We start from the raw sequence: 18,015 nt of genomic DNA, 5'->3' as shown, positions 1-18,015 counted from the left end.
CCGTCAAAATCGGTGCCTTGCACCTGCAACCCCAGGTTGACGCTGTTGGTGCTGACCGGTTGATCCAGCACGCCGTCGAGCACCACCTGGTACTTGCCATCCAGCCCCAGGGTCACGGTCAGAATGGTCTTGCCGCCCGCATCCAGCAGGGTGATGACGTTGCCGTTGACCTGATAGTGGGTCGGCTGGCCGCCGCTGGTGAGGCCATTCAGGCCAGGCTGGCTCGCCTCGAAGTTGAGCGACACCAGGCGATCGCTGCCCACGCTCACCGGCAACTGGCCATCCAGGGTCTGGCCTGAGGCCCCTTCCTGCAAGGTGACCCCGCTGTCGATGCCAAGGCGGGGATCCACACCGTCGCTGATGGAGACAACCAGATCGGCGCGGGTCTCGTCGCCGTCGATCTCCTTGGCGGAAACGGTGAGCCCGAGGGAGAGCTGGTCGCTGCCCTGGTGATCCAGAGGCCCATTGAGGGAGACGGTGACATTGCCGTCGATATCACTGCCATGTTGGCTGGCGGTCAGCTCGGCCTTCAGCACCTCGACCCGCTTGCCATTGCCATCCAGGTAATAACCCGTCAGCAGGCGATCACCGGTGAATTCGAAGGTCAAGGCGTGGCCGTCGCTGCTGATACCGCTGCCGTTGAGACGGGCCAGGGTTGCACTCTGATCCGCGAAGACGGCACTTGTTGCCACCAAGGGATCGGACTGATGGCCCACCACGAACTGGCTCTGTCCCACCACCGCCGCCGGATTGGTGAAATCATCCTCCGTGAGGCTGATGGGGGCGATGGTGAAGTCCGGCGGTGTGCTGTCCACCAGGTTGACGGTGAGATTGGCGCTCACCCGATCCCCGTCGCTGTCGCGGTACTCCAGGGCAAAGGGCAGGCTCAGGCTATCCTGGCCGTGATCCAGGCTCTGGTTCCAGACGATGCGATAGCTGCCGTCGTTGGCCAGGGTCAGGGTGAAGACGGTCACGCCCCCTGCGCTGGCGGTGAAAGTCTGGCCGCTGACCTGGTAGGCGAGCGCCGTCCCGTGGCTGGTCAAGCCAAGCTGATTGAGGGCACCTTGATCGGCGGCAAAACTCACCTGCAGGTTGCCATCAAGCCCGGCTCCGGTGTGCAGGGATCCGGTGGCACTCACCGGTCCCTTGGCGAGATCCGCCTCGGAGAGGGTAAGCACGTCGCTCTGACCGATGAGAGGAGCCCCGTCGATCACCCGGTTGCCCGCCAGATCCGTCACCTCGGCGCGTACCTCGTAGGGGCCCTGGATGCTGGAGAGATCCAGGCCTCCCAGTTGCCAGCGGCCGTCACTGCCCACCAGGGCACTGCCGCTGAAGAGGGTCTGGCCATTCTGGCCAACCAGGGTGATGGTCACCCGCTGCCCCGCCTCCACGTCCGTGGTACTGCCGCTCAGGGTGACCTTGTCATGGCCGAGAATGCTGTCGGTATCGAGATCGTCGATGTCGATGGCGGCACGGGTATCCACCGTCACCGTCAGGGTGTCACTGGCCCGGTTGCCCGCGATGTCCACCGCATCGACGCGAAAATCATGGGGGCCATCGGCCAGGGTATCGGGGATCTGATATTGCCAGTTGCCGTTGCCATCCACGGTGAGCACGGCCATCACCTTGCCTTCCAGGGTCAGGGTAACGGTAGCGCCAGGCTCCCCCTTCCCTTGCAGAAGTGGTGTGGTGTCGCGGGTCAGATCATCGGTCTGGCTGGTGCCGGTGTCGCTCTCGTCCGCCAAATCCAGGGTAATGGTGGTGATGGTGTCGAGCAGGGTCTGGCCGGTGTCGCTGGCCCGGTTGCCGGCCGCGTCCTGGGTATCGGCCTGGATGGTCAGGGGGCCGTCCACCAGTTTGCCGGTGACGTCGCCGAAGTTTGCCTCCCAGACGAAGCCGGGCAGCACCACTGTGGTGGTGGTCAGGCGGTTGCCATCCTGATCTATCAGGGTGACGGTGACGGTCTGGCCGACTTCCACATCCTCGACAAAGCCGCGGATGATGACGCCGGTCGCCTCGTCGGCATTGATAATGTTATCGGCGGTCTGGGGCTCGGTGATGGTGATATAGGCCTGCAGATCCTGATCTTCCACATAGAGGAGATCATCACCCGGTTGGCGCGCCTCGTGGCCGGTATCGAATCCGGCCTCGGCCAGGGTCGCATCATTGATGCGATCCACCACCACGAAACCGCTGGCGCTGGAGCCGGCCACACCGCCAACCGTACCGGCCGCCGCGTTACCGGCCGCGGTCTCCTCGAATAGTTCGGTCGGGTCAGCCCCCTGACGGATAGCCTCCTGGAGGCTCGCCAGCTCGGCATCGGCACCGGCGGGCAGTACCGCCTCGGGCTAGGTGGGCTCGGGGCGTTCGCTGCCAGCCTCCGCCAGCTCCACCTGTCCGTCGGATTCGGTGAGCAGGCGCATCCCGGGCTCCAGTTGCATGCCAGGGGTGGCACGGCGCAAAGAGCCGTCCGCATCCATCACAAACACAGCGCCCTCCACCTTGGCAATAAGAGTCGGTTTATCGATTCGCAGCTCGGCCATATATCCTCCAACGGGTAAACACAGACTTCGCAGCACATGAAGCGTAAAGGGAAAGTCTCCGTGACAGGCGGCTATTTTACCGTCAATCACCCCCTATAACCCTTCGTCATTTTCGAAAATATCGAAAGTAAATGCCGCCAACCGTCCTATTAAATTCAATAAGACGCTATCAAGCCGCGAATATGCTGGAATAAAGCCCTTATTTTCCCTTTCATGAAAACAGATGGCTCTCTTGGTACCCATTTCTACGACAGCTTCTGTCACAAAGTCCCTTGACAGGGACCATGGTGATGGAAAACCGAAGCCTCCCCCTCACCCCTTCGCAAGCTTAATATTGAATTTAAATTCAATATCAGCAGTTTATTCTCTCTCTGCATGCGGTGTATCTCTCCGCCGCCTCTCGCCCAGCCCTCCTCGCCAACATGATGAACATCGATTTTACCTATTTTCATCAAAAGAGAACGGGTGGAAATAACCCTCGGATGAGGTTCAATAATTCCACCTGGATCGCACTTTTGGCATCCCTCCCCCCCCCTCAATTGATCTAGCGCAACTCCCACGGGGATAAATGATTATCCATTTTACCCATTTGGTATTATTCCCCCGAGCAATTGCATAAACACCGATTTATATGCAGCCATAACAATGGATCGGCCTGCCATGCCCGTCGATGATGAGCACAGATGTCCACACCAAGATGGAACGGTCAGGCCCGACATGGACTTTTATCTGGGAGTGATGACCGTGGGTTCATATGACAAGCTATTTCGACCAGGGCTGGCAGCCCTGCTGCTGACCGCCCTGCTGGGCGCAGGCAGTCTGGCACAGGCGGCCGACGAGGCACAAAACAAGGGCAAGATCGAGGCGCGCAGCGAGCTGTTCGCCAAGGATCACGCCGATCAGTTCACCAGCTGGAAAGGCACCAGCGAGAGCCGCGAGCGCACCGACGCCCTGGCGGAAGATCCGCAGATGGTGGTGCTCTGGGCCGGCTACCCCTTCTCCAAGGATTACAACAAGCCGCGCGGCCACTTCTATGCGCTGACCGACGTGCGGGAAACCCTGCGTACCGGCGCCCCCAAGACTGCCGAAGACGGTCCGCTGCCCATGGCCTGCTGGAGCTGCAAAGGCCCGGACGTGGCCCGCGTCATCGACGAGAAGGGTGAGGATGGCTACTTCAAGGGCATGTGGGCAAAAGGCGGACCGGAGATCGTCAACACCATCGGCTGCGCCGACTGCCACGACACCGCCTCGAAAGAGTTCAAGGAAGGGAAACCCGCCCTGCACCTCTCCCGTCCCTATGCCGACCGGGCCATGACCGCCATCGGCAAGCCGTTCAAGGAGCAGGGACGCTTCGATCAGCAGTCTCAGGTGTGCGGCCAGTGCCACGTGGAGTACTACTTCAGCGGCCCCACCAAGGCGGTGAAATTCCCCTGGGACAAGGGTACGACTGTTGAGCAGATGGAAGAGTATTACGACGAGATTGGCTTTGCCGACTGGACCCATGCCCTCTCCAAGACCCCCATGCTCAAAGCCCAGCATCCGGAGTACGAGACCTGGCGCGCCGGCATTCACGGCCAGAACAACGTCGCCTGCGTCGACTGCCACATGCCCAAGGTGCAGAACGAGCAAGGCAAGGTCTACACCGACCACAAGGTAGGCAACCCCTTCGATCGCTTCGATCAGACCTGCCGCAACTGCCACACCCAGAGCAAGGAGATGCTGCAAGGGGTGGTCAAGCAGCGCAAGGATGCCGTCACCGAGATCAAGCTCAAAGTCGAGAAGCAGCTGGTGCACGCCCACTTTGAAGCCAAGGCCGCCTGGGATGCCGGCGCCACCGAGGCCGAGATGAAGGACATTCTGCAGGACATCCGTCACGCCCAATGGCGCTGGGACTTCTCCATCGCCTCCCACGGGGTGCAGATGCACGCCCCGGAAGTGGCGCTGCGCATGCTGGGAACCGCCCTGGACAAGGCCGCCGACGCCCGCACCAAGCTGGCACGCCTGCTGGCCGCCAAGGGGATCAGCCACGAGATCGCCATTCCTGACATCTCCAGCAAGGAGAAGGCCCAGGCCGCTCTTGGCATGGACATGAAGCAGATGAACAGCGACAAGGCCCAGTTCCTCAAGACCACAGTCCCCGCCTGGGATGCCGAGGCCAAAGCGGCCGGACGGCTCGCACAATGACGAGGCATGCGGGCCCGCAGTGTCGGGCCCGCAGCCGGATGGAGGCTTCCTATGGGTGATTTAACGATGGATTTCTTACGATTGATGCTGATGGCAGCCATGCTGCTGACCAGCCTGCAGGGCCAGGCGGCCGATGCGGCAACCGCCCCGGCACCGACTACACATGAAGTGGAATTTCTGCGCAGTGCCGACAAGGCCTGCACCGACTGCCACAAGGAGCAGGTCGAAGGCATGCACGGCAAGCACGGCCAGGCGACCAACCCCAACAACCTGGCGCCGGTAACCTGCACCAACTGCCACGGTCAGCCCTCCCCCAAACACCGGGAAGGGGTCAAGGATGTGATGCGCTTTAGCGACAGCTTCAAGGACAAACAGAGTACCGAGAGCTACCCCATCGCCGAGCAGAACGGGGTCTGCATGAGCTGTCACGAACCCAAACCGCTGCGCGAGGCGCTCTGGGCCCACGACGTGCACGCCACCAAGCTCACCTGCACCAGCTGCCACCAGCTGCACCCGGCCAAGGAGCCCATGGTGGCTATTCCGGAGAAGTCCCGCATCAAGCTCTGTGTCGACTGCCACAGCAAGCAGCATGAGGCCGTCAAGGCGGCCAAGGCGAACACCACCTCGGGCAAGGAGGTACAATGAGCTGCTCTCGCCGTCACTTCATGGCGGGGATGAGCGCGGGGGCCCTCATCATGATGACGGGGGCTGCTCGTGCCAACTCCCGCTCCCTTGCCACTACCCTCGCCCACAGCCAGACCATCGACGGGGTACGCTTTGGCATGCTCCACGACGAGACGGCCTGCATCGGCTGTACCGCCTGCATGGATGCCTGCCGGGAGGTGAATCAGGTGCCAGAGGGGGTCTCGCGCCTCGAGATCATCCGCTCCGGCCCCATCGGCACCTTCCCTGATGCCGAGTACCACTTCTTTCGCAAGTCCTGCCAGCACTGCGACAACGCCCCCTGCGTGCACGTCTGCCCGACCGGTGCCTCCCATATCCGCAAGGAGGATGGCATCGTCGACGTCAACCCGGATCTCTGCGTCGGCTGCATGTACTGTCTGGCCGCCTGTCCCTATCAGGTGCGCTTCATCAACCCTGTGACCAAGGTGGCCGACAAGTGCGACTTTTGCCGCAAGACCAACCTGGCGGCGGGCAAGGAGCCGGCCTGCGTGGAATCCTGCCCCACCAAGGCGCTGGTGTTCGGCAATCTGGATGACCCGGACAGCCCCATCGCCAAACGGCTGGTGAAGGAGACCACCTATCGCTACAAGCAGGCACTCGGCACTTCGCCCAAGATGTACCGCGTGCCCAAAGGGGAGATAAAGTCATGACCATGCAAGAGGCGTTTCACTTCCCCTCCCTTGTCTGGGGATTTGTCCGATCGCCATCTACCGCAGTAACAGAAGGAGGAATGGATCATGTTGCATGACGCATTTCACTTCTCCTCGCTGGTGTGGGACTGGCCCATCGCTATCTATCTGTTCCTGCTCGGCATCTCCGCCGGGGCCACCACCCTCTCGGTGCTGCTGCGCCGCAAGGGGGCCGGCAGCGAGAGCGGCATCATCAAGGCGACCGCCATTCTGGCGCCGGTGAGCGTGGTGCTGGGGTTACTGATCCTCATCTTCCATCTGGCCCGTCCCTGGACCTTCTGGAAGCTGATGTTCCACTACCAGTTCGACTCCGTGATGTCGATGGGGGTCATGCTGTTCCAGGTCTACATGGCGGTGCTGTTCGCCTGGCTGGCAGTGGTGTTTCGCTCCGAGATCGAGACCTTGCGCAGTCACCTGCTGCAAGAGAAGTTCGCCTTTGTGGATAATCTCATCGCTTGGCTTGCCCGCATCGAGCGGCTGCTGGCGCCGCTCTTGCTGCTGCTTGCCGTGCTCTTGGGGGCCTACACCGGCTTTCTGCTCTCCGCGCTCAAGACCTATCCGCTCTTGAACAACCCGGTGCTGCCGGTGCTGTTCCTCATCTCCGGCGTCAGCTCCGGCATCGCCTCCACCATCTTGCTGGCGGTCACCCTGTTCAAGGAGAACCATCACAGCCAGGGAGTGAGCTTTGTCCACCGCTTCGAGCGGCCTGTACTGGCGGTGGAGGTGTTGCTGCTGGTCTGCTTCTTTACCGGCCTCTACTTCGGTGGCGGCCAGAAGGAGGCAGCCATGTGGGCCGCCATCGGCAGCGGCTTCTGGGCTCAGGTGTTCTGGCTCGGGGTAGTGGGCATCGGCATGCTGCTGCCCCAGTTGCTGGCCCTGCTGGCCCCCGCGCCGCTGCGGGCCAAAAACGGCTATCTGGTACTGGTCTGCAGCCTGACCCTGGTGGGGATCCTGCTGCTGCGCTACTTCGTGCTCTACGCCGGCCAGATGACGGTAGTTTGAAGGTATGCTCACCAGCGCCAGCCACCCTCGGGTGACTGGCGCTTATTTGTTGCGATGAGTTGTTGCGATTGATTGTTGCCAGAAATGTGGATGTTATCCCCCAGCGCCGGTACGGTGCAGACGCTGCGGCATAACATAGACGAATGATTGACTGGAGGTTGTGTGCTGGCGGAGCTCGGCTATCTCTCACTGTTGCTGGCGACCGGGCTCGCCCTGCTGCAAGGCACCCTGCCCTGGCTGGGGCTGCGGCTCGCCTCATGCCCGCTGCTGGGCTGCGCAAAGCCGCTGGCCATCCTGGTCGCGCTCCTGCTCGGGGCCGCCCTGCTGCTGCTCGCCAGCTGTTTTGGCCAGGATGACTTCACCCTGGTCTATGTGGCCCAGCACGCCAACAGCGCCCTGCCCCTTGGCTTCAAGCTGGCGGCCGTGTGGGGCGGCCACGAGGGCTCCATGCTCTTTTTCGTCTTTGCGCTGGGGCTGTGGGGCGCGCTGGTGGCCCTTTGCTCCAAACGGGTCGATCCGCTGATCACAACCCGGGTATTGGCCATCATGGGGCTGATCGTCGGGCTGTTCGGCCTCTATACCCTGATCTTCTCCAGCCCGTTTGACCGCCAGTTCCCAGGGCCGCTGGAGGGGCGCGATCTCAACCCCATGCTGCAGGATATCGGCCTCATCATCCACCCGCCCCTGCTCTATCTCGGTTACGTCGGCTTTGCGGTCAACTTCGCCTTCGCCATGGCGGCGCTGCACTCGGGTCGGCTCGATGGCGCCGTGGCCCACTGGAGCCGCCCCTGGGCGCTCGGCTCCTGGGTCTTTCTCACCGCCGGCATCGTGCTGGGTTCCTGGTGGGCCTATTACGAGCTCGGCTGGGGAGGCTGGTGGTTCTGGGATCCGGTGGAAAATGCCTCCCTCTTGCCCTGGCTGCTCGGCACCGCCCTGCTGCACGCCCTGGTGGTGTGCGAGAAGCGCGGCGCTTACGGTCACGCCGTGCTGCTGCTCTCCATCTTTACCTTTGCCTTAAGCCTGCTCGGCACCTTCGTGGTGCGCTCCGGGGTGCTCACCTCGGTGCACGCCTTTGCGGTCGACCCCAGCCGCGGCCTCACCCTCTTGTTGCTGCTCGGTTTGCTATTGACCTGCGCCCTCACCCTGTTTGCTCTGCGGGCGGACATTCGCGCTCCCTATGCCCGCTTTGGCTTGCTGTCAAAAGAGGGGCTGCTCGGCGCCGCCATCCTGCTGCTTTGCGTGGCCTGCGCCAGCGTGCTGCTCGGCACCTTCTACCCCATGGTGTTTCAGTCGCTCCATCTGGGTTCGCTCTCGGTGGGCGCCCCCTATTTCAATACCATCTTCGTGCCGCTGGCCCTCTGCCTGATGGCGCTCATGACCCAGCTGCCGCGCCTGCGCTGGCAGCATCTGGCTGCCCAGCGCCGCATCAAGGTGCTGCTCCCATGCCTGTTTGGCCTGCTGGGGGGCACCTTGCTGAGCCTCGCCTATCCCGAACCGCTGCGGGCAAGCTGGCTGGGGCTTGCGGCCAACGTGCTGAGCCTCTGGCTGATGGCCAGCCTGCTGCTCCCGCTCTTGCAACCAGTCGCCCTGCGCGAGCTCACCCTCTATCGGCTCGGCAGCCTGCTGGCCCATCTCGGGGTAGCGGTGTGTGCCCTAGGCATCGCGCAGGTGAGTCACCACAGTCAGGAGGGGGGCGCGGTACTCGCCGCAGGCCAGCCCTATCGGCTCGGCGCCTTCGCGTTTCGCTATGAGGGGAGCGAGCCCATCATCGGCCCCAACTACACCGCCGAGCGCATCACTCTCAGCGTGCACAAGGACGGTAAAGAGGTGGCGCGGCTCACCCCGGAGCGGCGCCACTACAGCGTGCGCACCATGAACATGAACGAACCCGGGATCAAATGGGGACTGCTCGGCGATCTCTACGTGGTGCTTGGCGAGAAGATGGGACCCGGCGCCTATGCCATGCGGCTGCACTACAAGCCACTGGTGCGCTGGATCTGGTTCGGTGGCCTGTTGATGATGACGGGCGGTGCCCTGCGCCTGCTCGCCCGCCGGCCGCTGCTGGCTAGCCATCCTGCGCCAGCTACCGCCCCCTCCCCTCGGCTTGAACAGGAGTCCTTATGAACACTCGTCTGCGCCTGTTCGTGCCGCTCGTGCTCACCCTGGGGCTCTGTACCCTGCTCTGGCTCGGCCTTGGCAACAACCCCTACAGCCAGGATGAGGCCGTCGCAGGGCGCACCCTGCCCGCCTGGCAGAGTGACGATCTGTTTGGTGGCGCCCCCATCCACACCGCGGCACTCAAGGGGGAGCCCTTCGTGCTCAACGTCTGGGCCAGCTGGTGCCCCAACTGCCGCGCCGAGCATCCGCTGCTGGGTGAGCTGGTCAGCGCCGTGCCCCTCTATGGCCTCAACTACCGGGACAAGGTAGATGCCGCCCGCGCCTGGCTTATCCAGGCGGGCAACCCCTATCGCGCCGTGCTGGCCGACCCCGACGGCCGACTCGCACTGGAGCTCGGCGTCTACGGCACGCCGGAGACCTATCTCTTCGCCGGCGACGGCACCCTGCTGACCCGCCACACGGGTGAGCTCACCCGGGAAGTCTGGCAACGCCAGTTTGCCCCCCAGCTTGCAAAGGCCCGCAGCAACACCGCCAGCCAGCCCGAAGTGGAAAGAGAAGCGGAGAGAGAAGTAGAGAGACAAGTGCAGGAGAGCAAGCCATGAGCCGTCTCGGCCACGCCCTGATCGCGCCACTCTTGCTGGCCTTGAGCCTCGGGGCCCTTGCCAGCGGGGTCGACACCTATGAGTTTCGCCACCCCGAGCGGCAGACCCGTGCTCAGGAATTGGCCCGTGCCCTGCGCTGCCCCCAGTGCCAGAACCAGAACCTGGTGGAGTCCAACTCCCCCATCGCCCGGGATCTGCGGCTTGAGGTCTACCGCTGGGTGGACGAGGGACAGTCTGATGAGCAGGTGATCGCCCGCATGACGGAGCGCTTCGGCGACTTCGTGCGCTACGATCCCCCCTTCAAGCGCAGCACGGCGCTGCTGTGGGGCGGCCCCGCCCTCTTGCTGTTGCTGGCGCTCAATCGCCTGCGCAGGAGCCTGCATCGCCGGCAACCGGCGCGGGTGCCGCTTGTCGGCGACAGAGCCGAGGGGGCGCTCGCCCAGGACCCCAGGGCCGAGCTGAACCGGCTGATCATGGCCGAGCAGCAGGCGGGGCTTGCCCCCCACAGCCGCCTCTACCGGGAGCTGGAGCTGGCCCGCCTCGCCAACGCCACCCCACCTGCCGAGCAGGCCCTGCGCGAGCGGCTGGTAAGAGATCGCACCGCTCGTCCGCAGCTCTGGCTGCGCACCTGGATACTGCTTGGGGGCCTGCTGCTGGCGCTGATGGCAGGTATTTATGCCGGCACCGGCCGCTATCAGGCGTGGCAGGCTTATCAGTCGCGCCCCGATCCGCTGGCGGGATTGAGCCCGCGGAATCTGCAGGACAAGGAGCTGGGCGCCCTGCACCAGCGTCTGCAAGCGAACCCCGCCGATCTCGACGGCTGGGCGGCGCTCGGCCAGCTCTATCTCTATCGGGACGAGTACGACAATGCCCTGCTCGCCTACCAGCGCCTCGCCCTGCAAGAAGGGGGCGCCAGCGCGGCGACCCAAGCCGCACAGGCTACCGTGCTCTACTATCAGGCGGGCCAGCAGCTGACTCCCGAGGCAACCCGCCTGCTGGAGAGCGCCCTCAAGCAGGACAAAGGCGAGGTGAGCGCCCTGATGCTGCTCGCCTCCGATCACTTCCTGCATGGTCGCTACAGCCAGGCCATTGCGCTGTGGCAGCAACTGCTCGATGAAGAGCGACCCCGTATCAACCGGACCGCGTTGATCCAGGCCATTCAGACCGCGCGGATGATGGGAGGATGAAGCGGGGCAAAACGGCGATAATGCAGCGGGCCATCTTCCCTGCCGGGCACCGTTTTTATCGCCATGGTCGCCATGAACAACCTTTTCATCATCCCAAGGCGCCGAAAGGTGCAAAAAGAGTCGTCATCCCGCCCCTCACCAGCATATAGTGCGCCCCCGTGGTGGCGTGTCTGGCATGGCCTGACAGGCCTCTATGACTCCCTTTATCGGGCCCAATAGCCCCGATGCGGGGGATTTCAAGGTGCGCCAACCCATAAAATGGAAATATCCGGCCACCAGACGTTGTGAAGCGTCAATTACCGTCATATAACTTAGCCAAATGTCCCTGTGAGTCGTAGTAGAGTCAAATCATGAACCTTCGTCCTTTTCTTCCCTTGCTGCTCGGCGCCTTCCTCCTTCCCGCCAGCATGGAAAGCGCCCATGCCAACCCGTTTTCTGCGACCTCTTCTTCCACCAACAGCCTGCTCGAACCCCGCAGCAACCTGCCGCTGAGATCCGATGCCTACGTGGTCGTCAACCCGAAAACCGGCGAGACCCTGGCAGAGCGCAACGCCAACCGGGTGATGTCCATCGCCTCCATCACCAAGCTGATGACAGCGCTGGTGGTACTGGATGGCAATCAGCGCCTCAACGAGACCCTCACCGTCACCATGGATGACGTGGACAGACTCAAGGGCACGGGGTCGCGCCTCGCGGTAGGCTCGCGTCTGAGTCGCGCCGACATGCTGCACATCGCCCTGATGTCCTCTGAAAACCGCGCCGCCTCCGCCTTGGGACGGCACTACCCGGGTGGCCGCAAAGCCTTTATCGAGGCAATGAATGCCAAGGCCCGCATGCTCGGCATGTGGAGCACCCATTTCGCCGACAGCACCGGGCTCAACCCCCGCAACGTCTCCACCGCACACGATCTCGCCAAACTGGCTGCCGCCGCATCCACCTACCCGCTGATCCGCCAGTACACCGCCTCCGAGCAGCGTCTGGTACGCAACGGCAAGCGCCAGTTGCACTACCTCAACTCCAACCGCCTGGTACGGGAAGGAAGCTGGCCCATTCTGGTCTCCAAGACCGGTTATATCCGCGAGGCGGGGCGCTGCCTGGTCATGGGAACCCGGGTCAACAACGAGCCCGTGGTCATGGTGCTGCTTCACGCCAACACCACGGATGAACGGGTCGCCGATGCCAGAAAGATCAAGAGCTGGCTGGAAACCTCGGGCCGCATGACCCTGACGGCGCAGTCCACTCCCCAGCCCAGGCTCTTCAGCAGCCAGTAACGGCTACGAGAACAAGGGCCCCCGAACCGGCAGGTGCGGGGGCCTTTTTCATGAGTGGCAATCACCCCCCTGCTGCCTCTTTCTGCTCCCCCGGTGATCCCGACCGTATGGTGCTTCGTTAAGGAGGCAGAGAGAAACCAAGGGCATCAACAGGGCCGCCACATGCACCTCAAACCCCATCTACCCGAGAAGATCTGTCCCGTCTGCCTGCGTCCTTTTGCCTGGCGGCGCAAGTGGGCCCGCTGCTGGCAGGAAGTGCGCTATTGCAGCGAACGCTGCCGTCGTCGGAAGGAGCACCCCTGATGGAGCTGCGCCTCATTCTCGGAGATCAACTGAACGCAGGTCACAGCTGGTTTCGCACGCCGGATCCCGCTGTCTGCTACCTGATGGCGGAGCTGCGCCAGGAGACGGACTACTGCCGCCACCATCGCCAGAAGGTGCTCGCCTTCTTTGCCGCCATGCGCGCCTTCGCCGCCGCCCTCACCCAGGCGGGCCACCGGGTCTGCTACCTGACTCTCGATGAGAGCGCCCCCTGGCCCGATTTGCCGAGCTTGCTGGCGGCCCAGCTAGAAGCGCATCAGGCCGAGCGCTTCGCCTGGCAGAGCCCGGACGAGTGGCGCCTTGCAAGCCAGCTGACCCAGTGGGCCTCAGGCCTTGCCATCCCGACCGCTGAGGTGGAGAGCGAACATTTTCTCACCCCCCGCGATGGCTGGCGACGCTACCCCCACAGCCGGATGGAGTTCTTCTACCGCGCCCTGCGAAAGCAGTACCGGGTGTTGCTCGATGAGCGCGGCCAGCCCCTTGGGGGGCGCTGGAACTTCGATGCCGAGAATCGCGCCAAATTGCCGGCGACCCGACCCATCCCGGCGCCCCTCACCTTTGCCAACGAGGTGAGCGACATCGATGCCATGCTGACCCGCCACGGCATTGCCACCCTTGGCACAGCCGATGCCAGCGCCCTGCCCTGGCCCATCACCCGGCGCCAGAGCCGCGCACTGCTTGAACACTTCCTTGCACACTGCCTGCCCCACTTCGGTCGCTATCAGGACGCCCTGAGCGAACGGGGCTGGAGCCTGTTCCACAGCCGCTTGTCGTTTTCCATGAACAGCAAGATGCTCCATCCCCTCGAGGTGATCCGCGCTGCGCAAGCTCACTGGCAGGCCAATCAGGCCACCATTTCCCTGGCGCAGGTGGAGGGCTTCATCCGCCAGATCCTCGGCTGGCGCGAGTTTGTCCGCGCCCTCTACTGGGAAAGGATGCCCGAGTATCAGCGCACCAACTTTCTCGGGGCCGAGCGACCCCTGCCCGGTTTTTTCTGGAATGGAGAAACCAGCATGGCCTGCGTACGTCACGCCATTCGACAGTCTCTGGAGCACGCCTATGCCCACCATATCCAGCGGCTGATGGTGACCGGCAACTTCGCCCTGCTGGCGGGGATCCACCCTGACGAGGTGGATGCCTGGTATCTGGGTATCTATGTGGATGCCATCGAGTGGGTGGAGCTGCCCAACACCCGCGGCATGAGCCAGTTTGCCGATGGCGGTCTGATGGGCAGCAAGCCCTACGCCAGCAGCGGCGCCTATCTCGAGCGGATGGGCCACTACTGCAAGGGGTGTCACTATCAAGTGAAGGCCCGCAGCGGGCCGGACAGCTGCCCCTTCAACAGCCTCTACTGGCACTTTCTCTGGCGCAACCGGGACAAACTTGGCAACAACCCTCGCCTCGCCCTGCCCTATGCCAACTGGGATGGCCAAACCACAGAACAGCAGCAAGCCATCCTGACGACGGCAGAGCATCATCTGCTCCATCTGGAGCGGCTCTGAATCGACCGGATTTCATGCCAGAAAGTGAGCAAATGACAACATTGAGAGCCAGTTAACAAAATGTAAATAGCGATAACCACCAATGACATCGACACCAGTTGAATATCCTGTGGCGGCTGATTAAGGTGGAGGCCCCAGTCAAGGAGAGACAAGATGGACATTGTGGTACTCGGTGGTGGCGTGGTCGGTGTGACCAGCGCCTGGTATCTGGCCAAGGCCGGTCACAAGGTGACCCTGCTGGAGCGGCGTGACGGGGTGGCCCTTGAAACCAGCCATGCCAACGCGGGTCAGATCTCCCCGGGTTATGCCTCCCCCTGGGCTGCCCCCGGCATTCCCCTCAAGGCAGCCAAATGGCTGCTGCAAAAACATGCACCCTTCACGGTGCGACCCACCTCGGACCCCTTCCAGCTGCGCTGGATGCTGAAGATGTTCGCCAACTGCACGCCAGCGGCCTATGCAGTCAACAAGGGGCGCATGGTGCGGCTGGCCGAGTACAGCCGCGACTGCATGAAGCAGTTGCGGGGCGAGCTGGCGCTCGACTACGAAGGGCGCCAGCTCGGCACCCTGCAACTGTTTCGCAGTCAGGCCCAGCTCGATGCCAGCCAGCGCGACATCGCCGTGCTCGAGGAGTACGGCGTCCCCTATCAGTCTCTGAATGCCGACGGCTGCGAGGAGGTCGAGCCCGCCTTGGCAAGGGTGCGTGGCAAGGTGGTGGGCGGCCTGCGCCTGCCGGGAGATGAAACCGGTGACTGTTTCCGCTTCACCCAGGCCCTGGCGGACGAGGCGCGTCGGCTCGGGGTGAACTTCGTCTTCAACTGCGCCATCGACGAGGTCGAGATCGCGAAGGGACGCGCCGTGGCGGTCCGTGCCGGCGAGCAGCGCTTCCAGGCCGACGCCATCGTCTGTGCCCTCGGCAGTTATGGCACCGGCTTCCTGCGCCCCCTCGGAATTGAGCTCCCCGTCTACCCGGTCAAGGGGTACTCCCTCACCCTGCCGATGACGGATGCCGAGGGCGCCCCGCGCAGCACCGTGCTGGACGAGACCTACAAGGTCGCCATCACCCGCTTCGACGAACGGATCCGGGTGGGGGGCATGGCCGAACTCTCGGGCTTCAACCTGGCGCTCAACCCGAGGCGCCACGATACCCTGGCCATGGTGGTGAGGGATCTCTTCCCCCAGGGGGGAAATCTGGAGCAGGCCACCTTCTGGACCGGGCTGCGCCCCATGACGCCGGACGGCACGCCCCTGGTGGGCCCAAGCCCCATCCCCGGGCTCTGGCTCAATACCGGCCACGGCACCCTGGGCTGGACCATGGCGGCAGGATCGGGCCAGTTGCTCAGCGATCTCATCTCGGGCAATACCCCGGATATCAGCGACGAGGGGCTCACCCTGGCCCGCTACGGCTAGGCATTGGCCACCCGTCTGTGCAAGTCTGCGAAAGAAAGAGGGCGTGCCTGGCACGCCCTCTTTTTTCTTGCCCCCCTGGCTACGACGACACCGGGGTCGCCTCCTCGCTCGTCAGTCCGGGTTTCAGGGCCAGCGTGAAGAGCGCCGCCACCATGTCGGACTGGGTGATGATGCCCACCAGCTGCTCCCCTTCCACCACCGGCATGTGGTGCAGCCCCCCGTCGGAGAAGGCCTCCACCAGATCGTAGAGAGGCTGGTAGAGCCGCGCCGTCTGCACCTCCCGGGTCATCAGATCTGCCACCTGCTGCTGCTCAAGGGCCTCCTTCGCCCTCGGCTGGCGACCCGCCCGGTCGATCATCAGGTCGTGCAGGGTGATGATGCCGACCAGCCTCTCCCCCTCATCCACCACCGGCAGCGCCTTGATCTGGTGGTGGGAGAGCAGATGCCACGCTTCCATGGCGAGCGCCTGTGGCGTCGTCACGACGAGATCCCGCGACATCACATCCTGGCAACGCACCGTCCCCACTCGCCCCCGCAGGGCATGAAGCTGGGCCTCCTGCAGCAGCTCCTGCAGATCCTGGCGGCTGATGTCCAGCAGTTCCCCGTGTTTTTCCAGGGCAAAGTCGATGTCCTGGGTGGCGAGCCGGGCGCTCGGCTGGGGATCCGCCGTCTGGTGGCGATTGGGCGCCGCCTTGCCACCATGGGGATAACGACGCCCCAGAGCGCGGTTGTAGAGCAAGCCCAGACTCAGCAGCAACAGGGAATTGAGCAGCACCGGCAGCAGCACGTAGCCGACCCCGAGCGCCCGGATCCCCTCGCCGCCGATGACGGCGGTCAGGGCCACGGCGCCGCCGGGCGGGTGCAGGCTGCGGGTGAGGAACATGGCGGCGATGGCCAGCATCACCGCCAGGGCCGAGGCGATAGCCATGTCAGGCACCAGGCTCGCACTCAATACCCCCATCAGGGCCGACACCCCGTTGCCCACAAGGATGGACCAGGGCTGGGCCAGGGGGCTCGCGGGGGCTGCAAACAGCAGCACGGCGGAGGCCCCCATGGGCGCGATGAGCCAGTGCACCTCGAGCCCCAGCCCCCAGCGGCACAGCAAGGCGGTGCCGAGCAAGCCGATGAGGGCGCCAAGGGCGCCGTAACAACTCTCTTTGACGCTGGTATTGGTCGATACCGGCAAAAAATCCCTGAACTGCATGGTGCTCCCGCGGACGATAACATTTATTTCAAATACGCAATTCTAGCCACTTTCCCCCGTCCCGCACCAGCCCCCCGCTCCGCCATGGCCATCAGCCGCACGCTTTTTCCCTTCTTAACATTGTCTTAAGAGTCCGCTGGCACCCTTTACGCCATCCCAACACAGGAGCCCAACGGTATGACTCACCTCAACGATGCCCTGCGCCGCTTCGACGGCCAACGCCGGGTCTGGACGGCGGGACTGGAGCGAACCCTGCTCGGCTGGCTTGCCAGTCGCAGCGCATTGCAGCCCTCTTCGCAGGCACCCCGCCGGATCCTGGTCATTCGCAGCACCAACCGCATCGGCAACAACCTCTTCCTGCTGCCCTTCCTGCACCAGCTTCATCGCGCCCATCCCCACGCCGAGCTGGAGCTGGTGTGCAGCCCCACCGCCCTGCTCCCCTTCCTGGCCGATCTGCCCCTGCGGCACATTCATCAGATCCGGTTGCAGGGCAGACACCTGCCGGGCGCCCTCTCGGCACTCTCGCGTCTGCGCCGCCAGCACTACGACAGGGTCTACGTCCCCTTCGCCTCCAGTACGGATCACTTCATCGCCGCCTGGGTACAGGCCCGTGAGAAATGCGGCTTCGACGATGGTCACGGGGATCTCATCTTCCCGCGTCCGCAGGCTCCGGACAGTGAGTGCCACTACGCCCACCAGCCCCTGCAACTGCTCGGCATACCGGGCAATCCGGCTGAACCCATCCCCCTTGGCAGCCTGTTGCAGGGGCCAAGCCCGGCCTTGAGTGCGCTGCGACGAGCCCATCCTGGCCGTCCCCTGATCGGCTTTTTCACCGGCGCTCGCAAGGGCAAGGGGCTCTCCCAGCCCCAGTGGCAGCGGTTGCTTGGGGATCTGCGCCGTCACAGCCCGGATGCCCTGCTGATCCAGCTCGCGGATCCCGCCGCCCCCCAGCACCCGCTCGGGGACGTGCACGTTTCCCTTGGCAACATGGGGGAGCTGGCCCGCTTCACGGGCGGCCTCTCCCTCTTCGTCAGCGCCGACACCGGCCCCCTGCACCTGGCTGCCGCCAGCGGTGTGCCCTGTCTTGGCCTCTTTACCCAGACCGACCCCGCCCGCTACGGGTGCCTGGGCGCCCAACACCTCAATCTGGTGATCGAGGATCGCAATGCCATCCCCCTCGACCGCCAGTGGCTGGCCGAGGCGCTCGCAAGCGCCCCTCACCCGGTGACGATGTCGGTTTCCCCCACCCGCTACCGGCCCGCCCTGATCCCCCTCTAGGGGGCGGCCATGCAAAAAAGAGG

15 protein-coding genes are annotated in these 18,015 nt (G+C 63.9%); 12 read left to right on the top strand and 3 right to left on the bottom strand.

All coding sequences use genetic code 11. The annotated features are described in order from the left end of the window. On the bottom strand, window positions 1–2,291 hold a 2,291-nt coding region (locus AB5Y50_RS17475; RefSeq protein ID WP_368163109.1), incomplete at its 3' end, for an Ig-like domain-containing protein. A 57-nt stretch (window positions 2,292–2,348) separates the two neighbouring features. Continuing rightward, window positions 2,349–2,543: a hypothetical protein gene (locus tag AB5Y50_RS17470; RefSeq protein ID WP_213319250.1), complete on the bottom strand. Its 195-nt coding sequence runs from the start codon at window positions 2,541–2,543 to the stop codon at window positions 2,349–2,351. A gap of 738 nt (window positions 2,544–3,281) precedes the next feature. Between AB5Y50_RS17470 and nrfA the strand changes: the two genes are divergently transcribed. The 11 genes from nrfA (at window position 3,282) to AB5Y50_RS17415 (ending at window position 15,510) form a co-directional block, all read left to right on the top strand. Next, entirely contained in the window at window positions 3,282–4,727 is a 1,446-nt protein-coding gene (gene nrfA / locus AB5Y50_RS17465; protein WP_200164964.1) for an ammonia-forming nitrite reductase cytochrome c552 subunit, read from the top strand. Between the two features lie 51 nt (window positions 4,728–4,778). Continuing rightward, a complete protein-coding gene (gene nrfB / locus AB5Y50_RS17460; protein ID WP_128342362.1) occupies window positions 4,779–5,372 on the top strand; it encodes a cytochrome c nitrite reductase pentaheme subunit in 594 nt (197 codons plus the stop codon). Beyond that, a complete protein-coding gene (locus AB5Y50_RS17455; protein ID WP_128297224.1) occupies window positions 5,369–6,061 on the top strand; it encodes a 4Fe-4S dicluster domain-containing protein in 693 nt (230 codons plus the stop codon). Before nrfB ends, AB5Y50_RS17455 begins: the two co-directional genes overlap by 4 nt. Before the next feature lie 87 nt (window positions 6,062–6,148). Further along, window positions 6,149–7,102 carry a cytochrome c nitrite reductase subunit NrfD gene (gene nrfD / locus AB5Y50_RS17450; protein ID WP_128342359.1) on the top strand — a complete coding sequence of 318 codons (954 nt, stop codon included), beginning with the start codon at window positions 6,149–6,151 and terminating at the stop codon, window positions 7,100–7,102. A 162-nt stretch (window positions 7,103–7,264) separates the two neighbouring features. After that, window positions 7,265–9,226: a heme lyase NrfEFG subunit NrfE gene (gene nrfE, locus AB5Y50_RS17445; protein ID WP_368163106.1), complete on the top strand. Its 1,962-nt coding sequence runs from the start codon at window positions 7,265–7,267 to the stop codon at window positions 9,224–9,226. Beyond that, window positions 9,223–9,822, top strand: coding sequence for a DsbE family thiol:disulfide interchange protein (locus AB5Y50_RS17440; RefSeq protein WP_368163104.1), 600 nt, complete (start codon window positions 9,223–9,225; stop codon window positions 9,820–9,822). The genes nrfE and AB5Y50_RS17440 overlap by 4 nt, the downstream gene beginning before the upstream one ends. Beyond that, window positions 9,819–11,009, top strand: a complete 1,191-nt coding sequence (gene nrfF, locus AB5Y50_RS17435; RefSeq protein ID WP_368163102.1) for a heme lyase NrfEFG subunit NrfF — start codon at window positions 9,819–9,821, stop codon at window positions 11,007–11,009. The genes AB5Y50_RS17440 and nrfF overlap by 4 nt, the downstream gene beginning before the upstream one ends. A 350-nt stretch (window positions 11,010–11,359) precedes the next feature. After that, the gene (locus AB5Y50_RS17430; protein WP_029314613.1) at window positions 11,360–12,280 is read left to right on the top strand and encodes a serine hydrolase; all 921 of its coding nucleotides are present in this window, start codon (window positions 11,360–11,362) and stop codon (window positions 12,278–12,280) included. Between the two features lie 162 nt (window positions 12,281–12,442). Then, complete coding sequence (locus AB5Y50_RS17425) at window positions 12,443–12,583, top strand: DUF2256 domain-containing protein (protein ID WP_080768040.1); 141 nt, start codon at window positions 12,443–12,445, stop codon at window positions 12,581–12,583. Next, window positions 12,583–14,103 carry a cryptochrome/photolyase family protein gene (locus tag AB5Y50_RS17420; RefSeq protein ID WP_128342352.1) on the top strand — a complete coding sequence of 507 codons (1,521 nt, stop codon included), beginning with the start codon at window positions 12,583–12,585 and terminating at the stop codon, window positions 14,101–14,103. The genes AB5Y50_RS17425 and AB5Y50_RS17420 overlap by 1 nt, the downstream gene beginning before the upstream one ends. Before the next feature lie 153 nt (window positions 14,104–14,256). After that, window positions 14,257–15,510: a D-amino acid dehydrogenase gene (locus AB5Y50_RS17415; protein WP_048207828.1), complete on the top strand. Its 1,254-nt coding sequence runs from the start codon at window positions 14,257–14,259 to the stop codon at window positions 15,508–15,510. 79 nt (window positions 15,511–15,589) lie between these two features. On the opposite strand, the gene AB5Y50_RS17410 is transcribed toward AB5Y50_RS17415, so the two are convergent. Further along, on the bottom strand, window positions 15,590–16,714 hold the full coding sequence (locus AB5Y50_RS17410) for an HPP family protein (RefSeq protein ID WP_368163100.1): 1,125 nt from the start codon (window positions 16,712–16,714) through the stop codon (window positions 15,590–15,592). 177 nt (window positions 16,715–16,891) lie between these two features. Here AB5Y50_RS17410 and AB5Y50_RS17405 point away from each other — a divergent pair, with 177 nt between their 5' ends. Next, a complete protein-coding gene (locus tag AB5Y50_RS17405; protein ID WP_368163098.1) occupies window positions 16,892–17,992 on the top strand; it encodes a glycosyltransferase family 9 protein in 1,101 nt (366 codons plus the stop codon). Window positions 17,993–18,015: the final 23 nt, after the last annotated feature.

The sequence above is a fragment of the Aeromonas sp. s6 genome (assembly GCF_040907815.1).
Taxonomy (GTDB): Bacteria; Pseudomonadota; Gammaproteobacteria; order Enterobacterales; family Aeromonadaceae; genus Aeromonas; species Aeromonas caviae.
The sequence above is the reverse complement of the archived record's forward strand: the minus strand, read 5'-3'. Positions and strand labels throughout refer to the sequence as shown.

Coding starts and splice junctions, on each gene's coding strand:
- nrfD (WP_128342359.1), top strand. CDS start 6,149: ATGTTGCATGACGCATTTCACTTCTCCTCGCTGGTGTGGGACTGGCCC.
- AB5Y50_RS17440 (WP_368163104.1), top strand. CDS start 9,223: ATGAACACTCGTCTGCGCCTGTTCGTGCCGCTCGTGCTCACCCTGGGG.
- nrfA (WP_200164964.1), top strand. CDS start 3,282: ATGACCGTGGGTTCATATGACAAGCTATTTCGACCAGGGCTGGCAGCC.
- AB5Y50_RS17405 (WP_368163098.1), top strand. CDS start 16,892: ATGACTCACCTCAACGATGCCCTGCGCCGCTTCGACGGCCAACGCCGG.
- AB5Y50_RS17455 (WP_128297224.1), top strand. CDS start 5,369: ATGAGCTGCTCTCGCCGTCACTTCATGGCGGGGATGAGCGCGGGGGCC.
- nrfF (WP_368163102.1), top strand. CDS start 9,819: ATGAGCCGTCTCGGCCACGCCCTGATCGCGCCACTCTTGCTGGCCTTG.
- AB5Y50_RS17425 (WP_080768040.1), top strand. CDS start 12,443: ATGCACCTCAAACCCCATCTACCCGAGAAGATCTGTCCCGTCTGCCTG.
- AB5Y50_RS17415 (WP_048207828.1), top strand. CDS start 14,257: ATGGACATTGTGGTACTCGGTGGTGGCGTGGTCGGTGTGACCAGCGCC.
- AB5Y50_RS17410 (WP_368163100.1), bottom strand. CDS start 16,714: ATGCAGTTCAGGGATTTTTTGCCGGTATCGACCAATACCAGCGTCAAA.
- AB5Y50_RS17470 (WP_213319250.1), bottom strand. CDS start 2,543: ATGGCCGAGCTGCGAATCGATAAACCGACTCTTATTGCCAAGGTGGAG.
- AB5Y50_RS17430 (WP_029314613.1), top strand. CDS start 11,360: ATGAACCTTCGTCCTTTTCTTCCCTTGCTGCTCGGCGCCTTCCTCCTT.
- AB5Y50_RS17420 (WP_128342352.1), top strand. CDS start 12,583: ATGGAGCTGCGCCTCATTCTCGGAGATCAACTGAACGCAGGTCACAGC.
- nrfB (WP_128342362.1), top strand. CDS start 4,779: ATGGGTGATTTAACGATGGATTTCTTACGATTGATGCTGATGGCAGCC.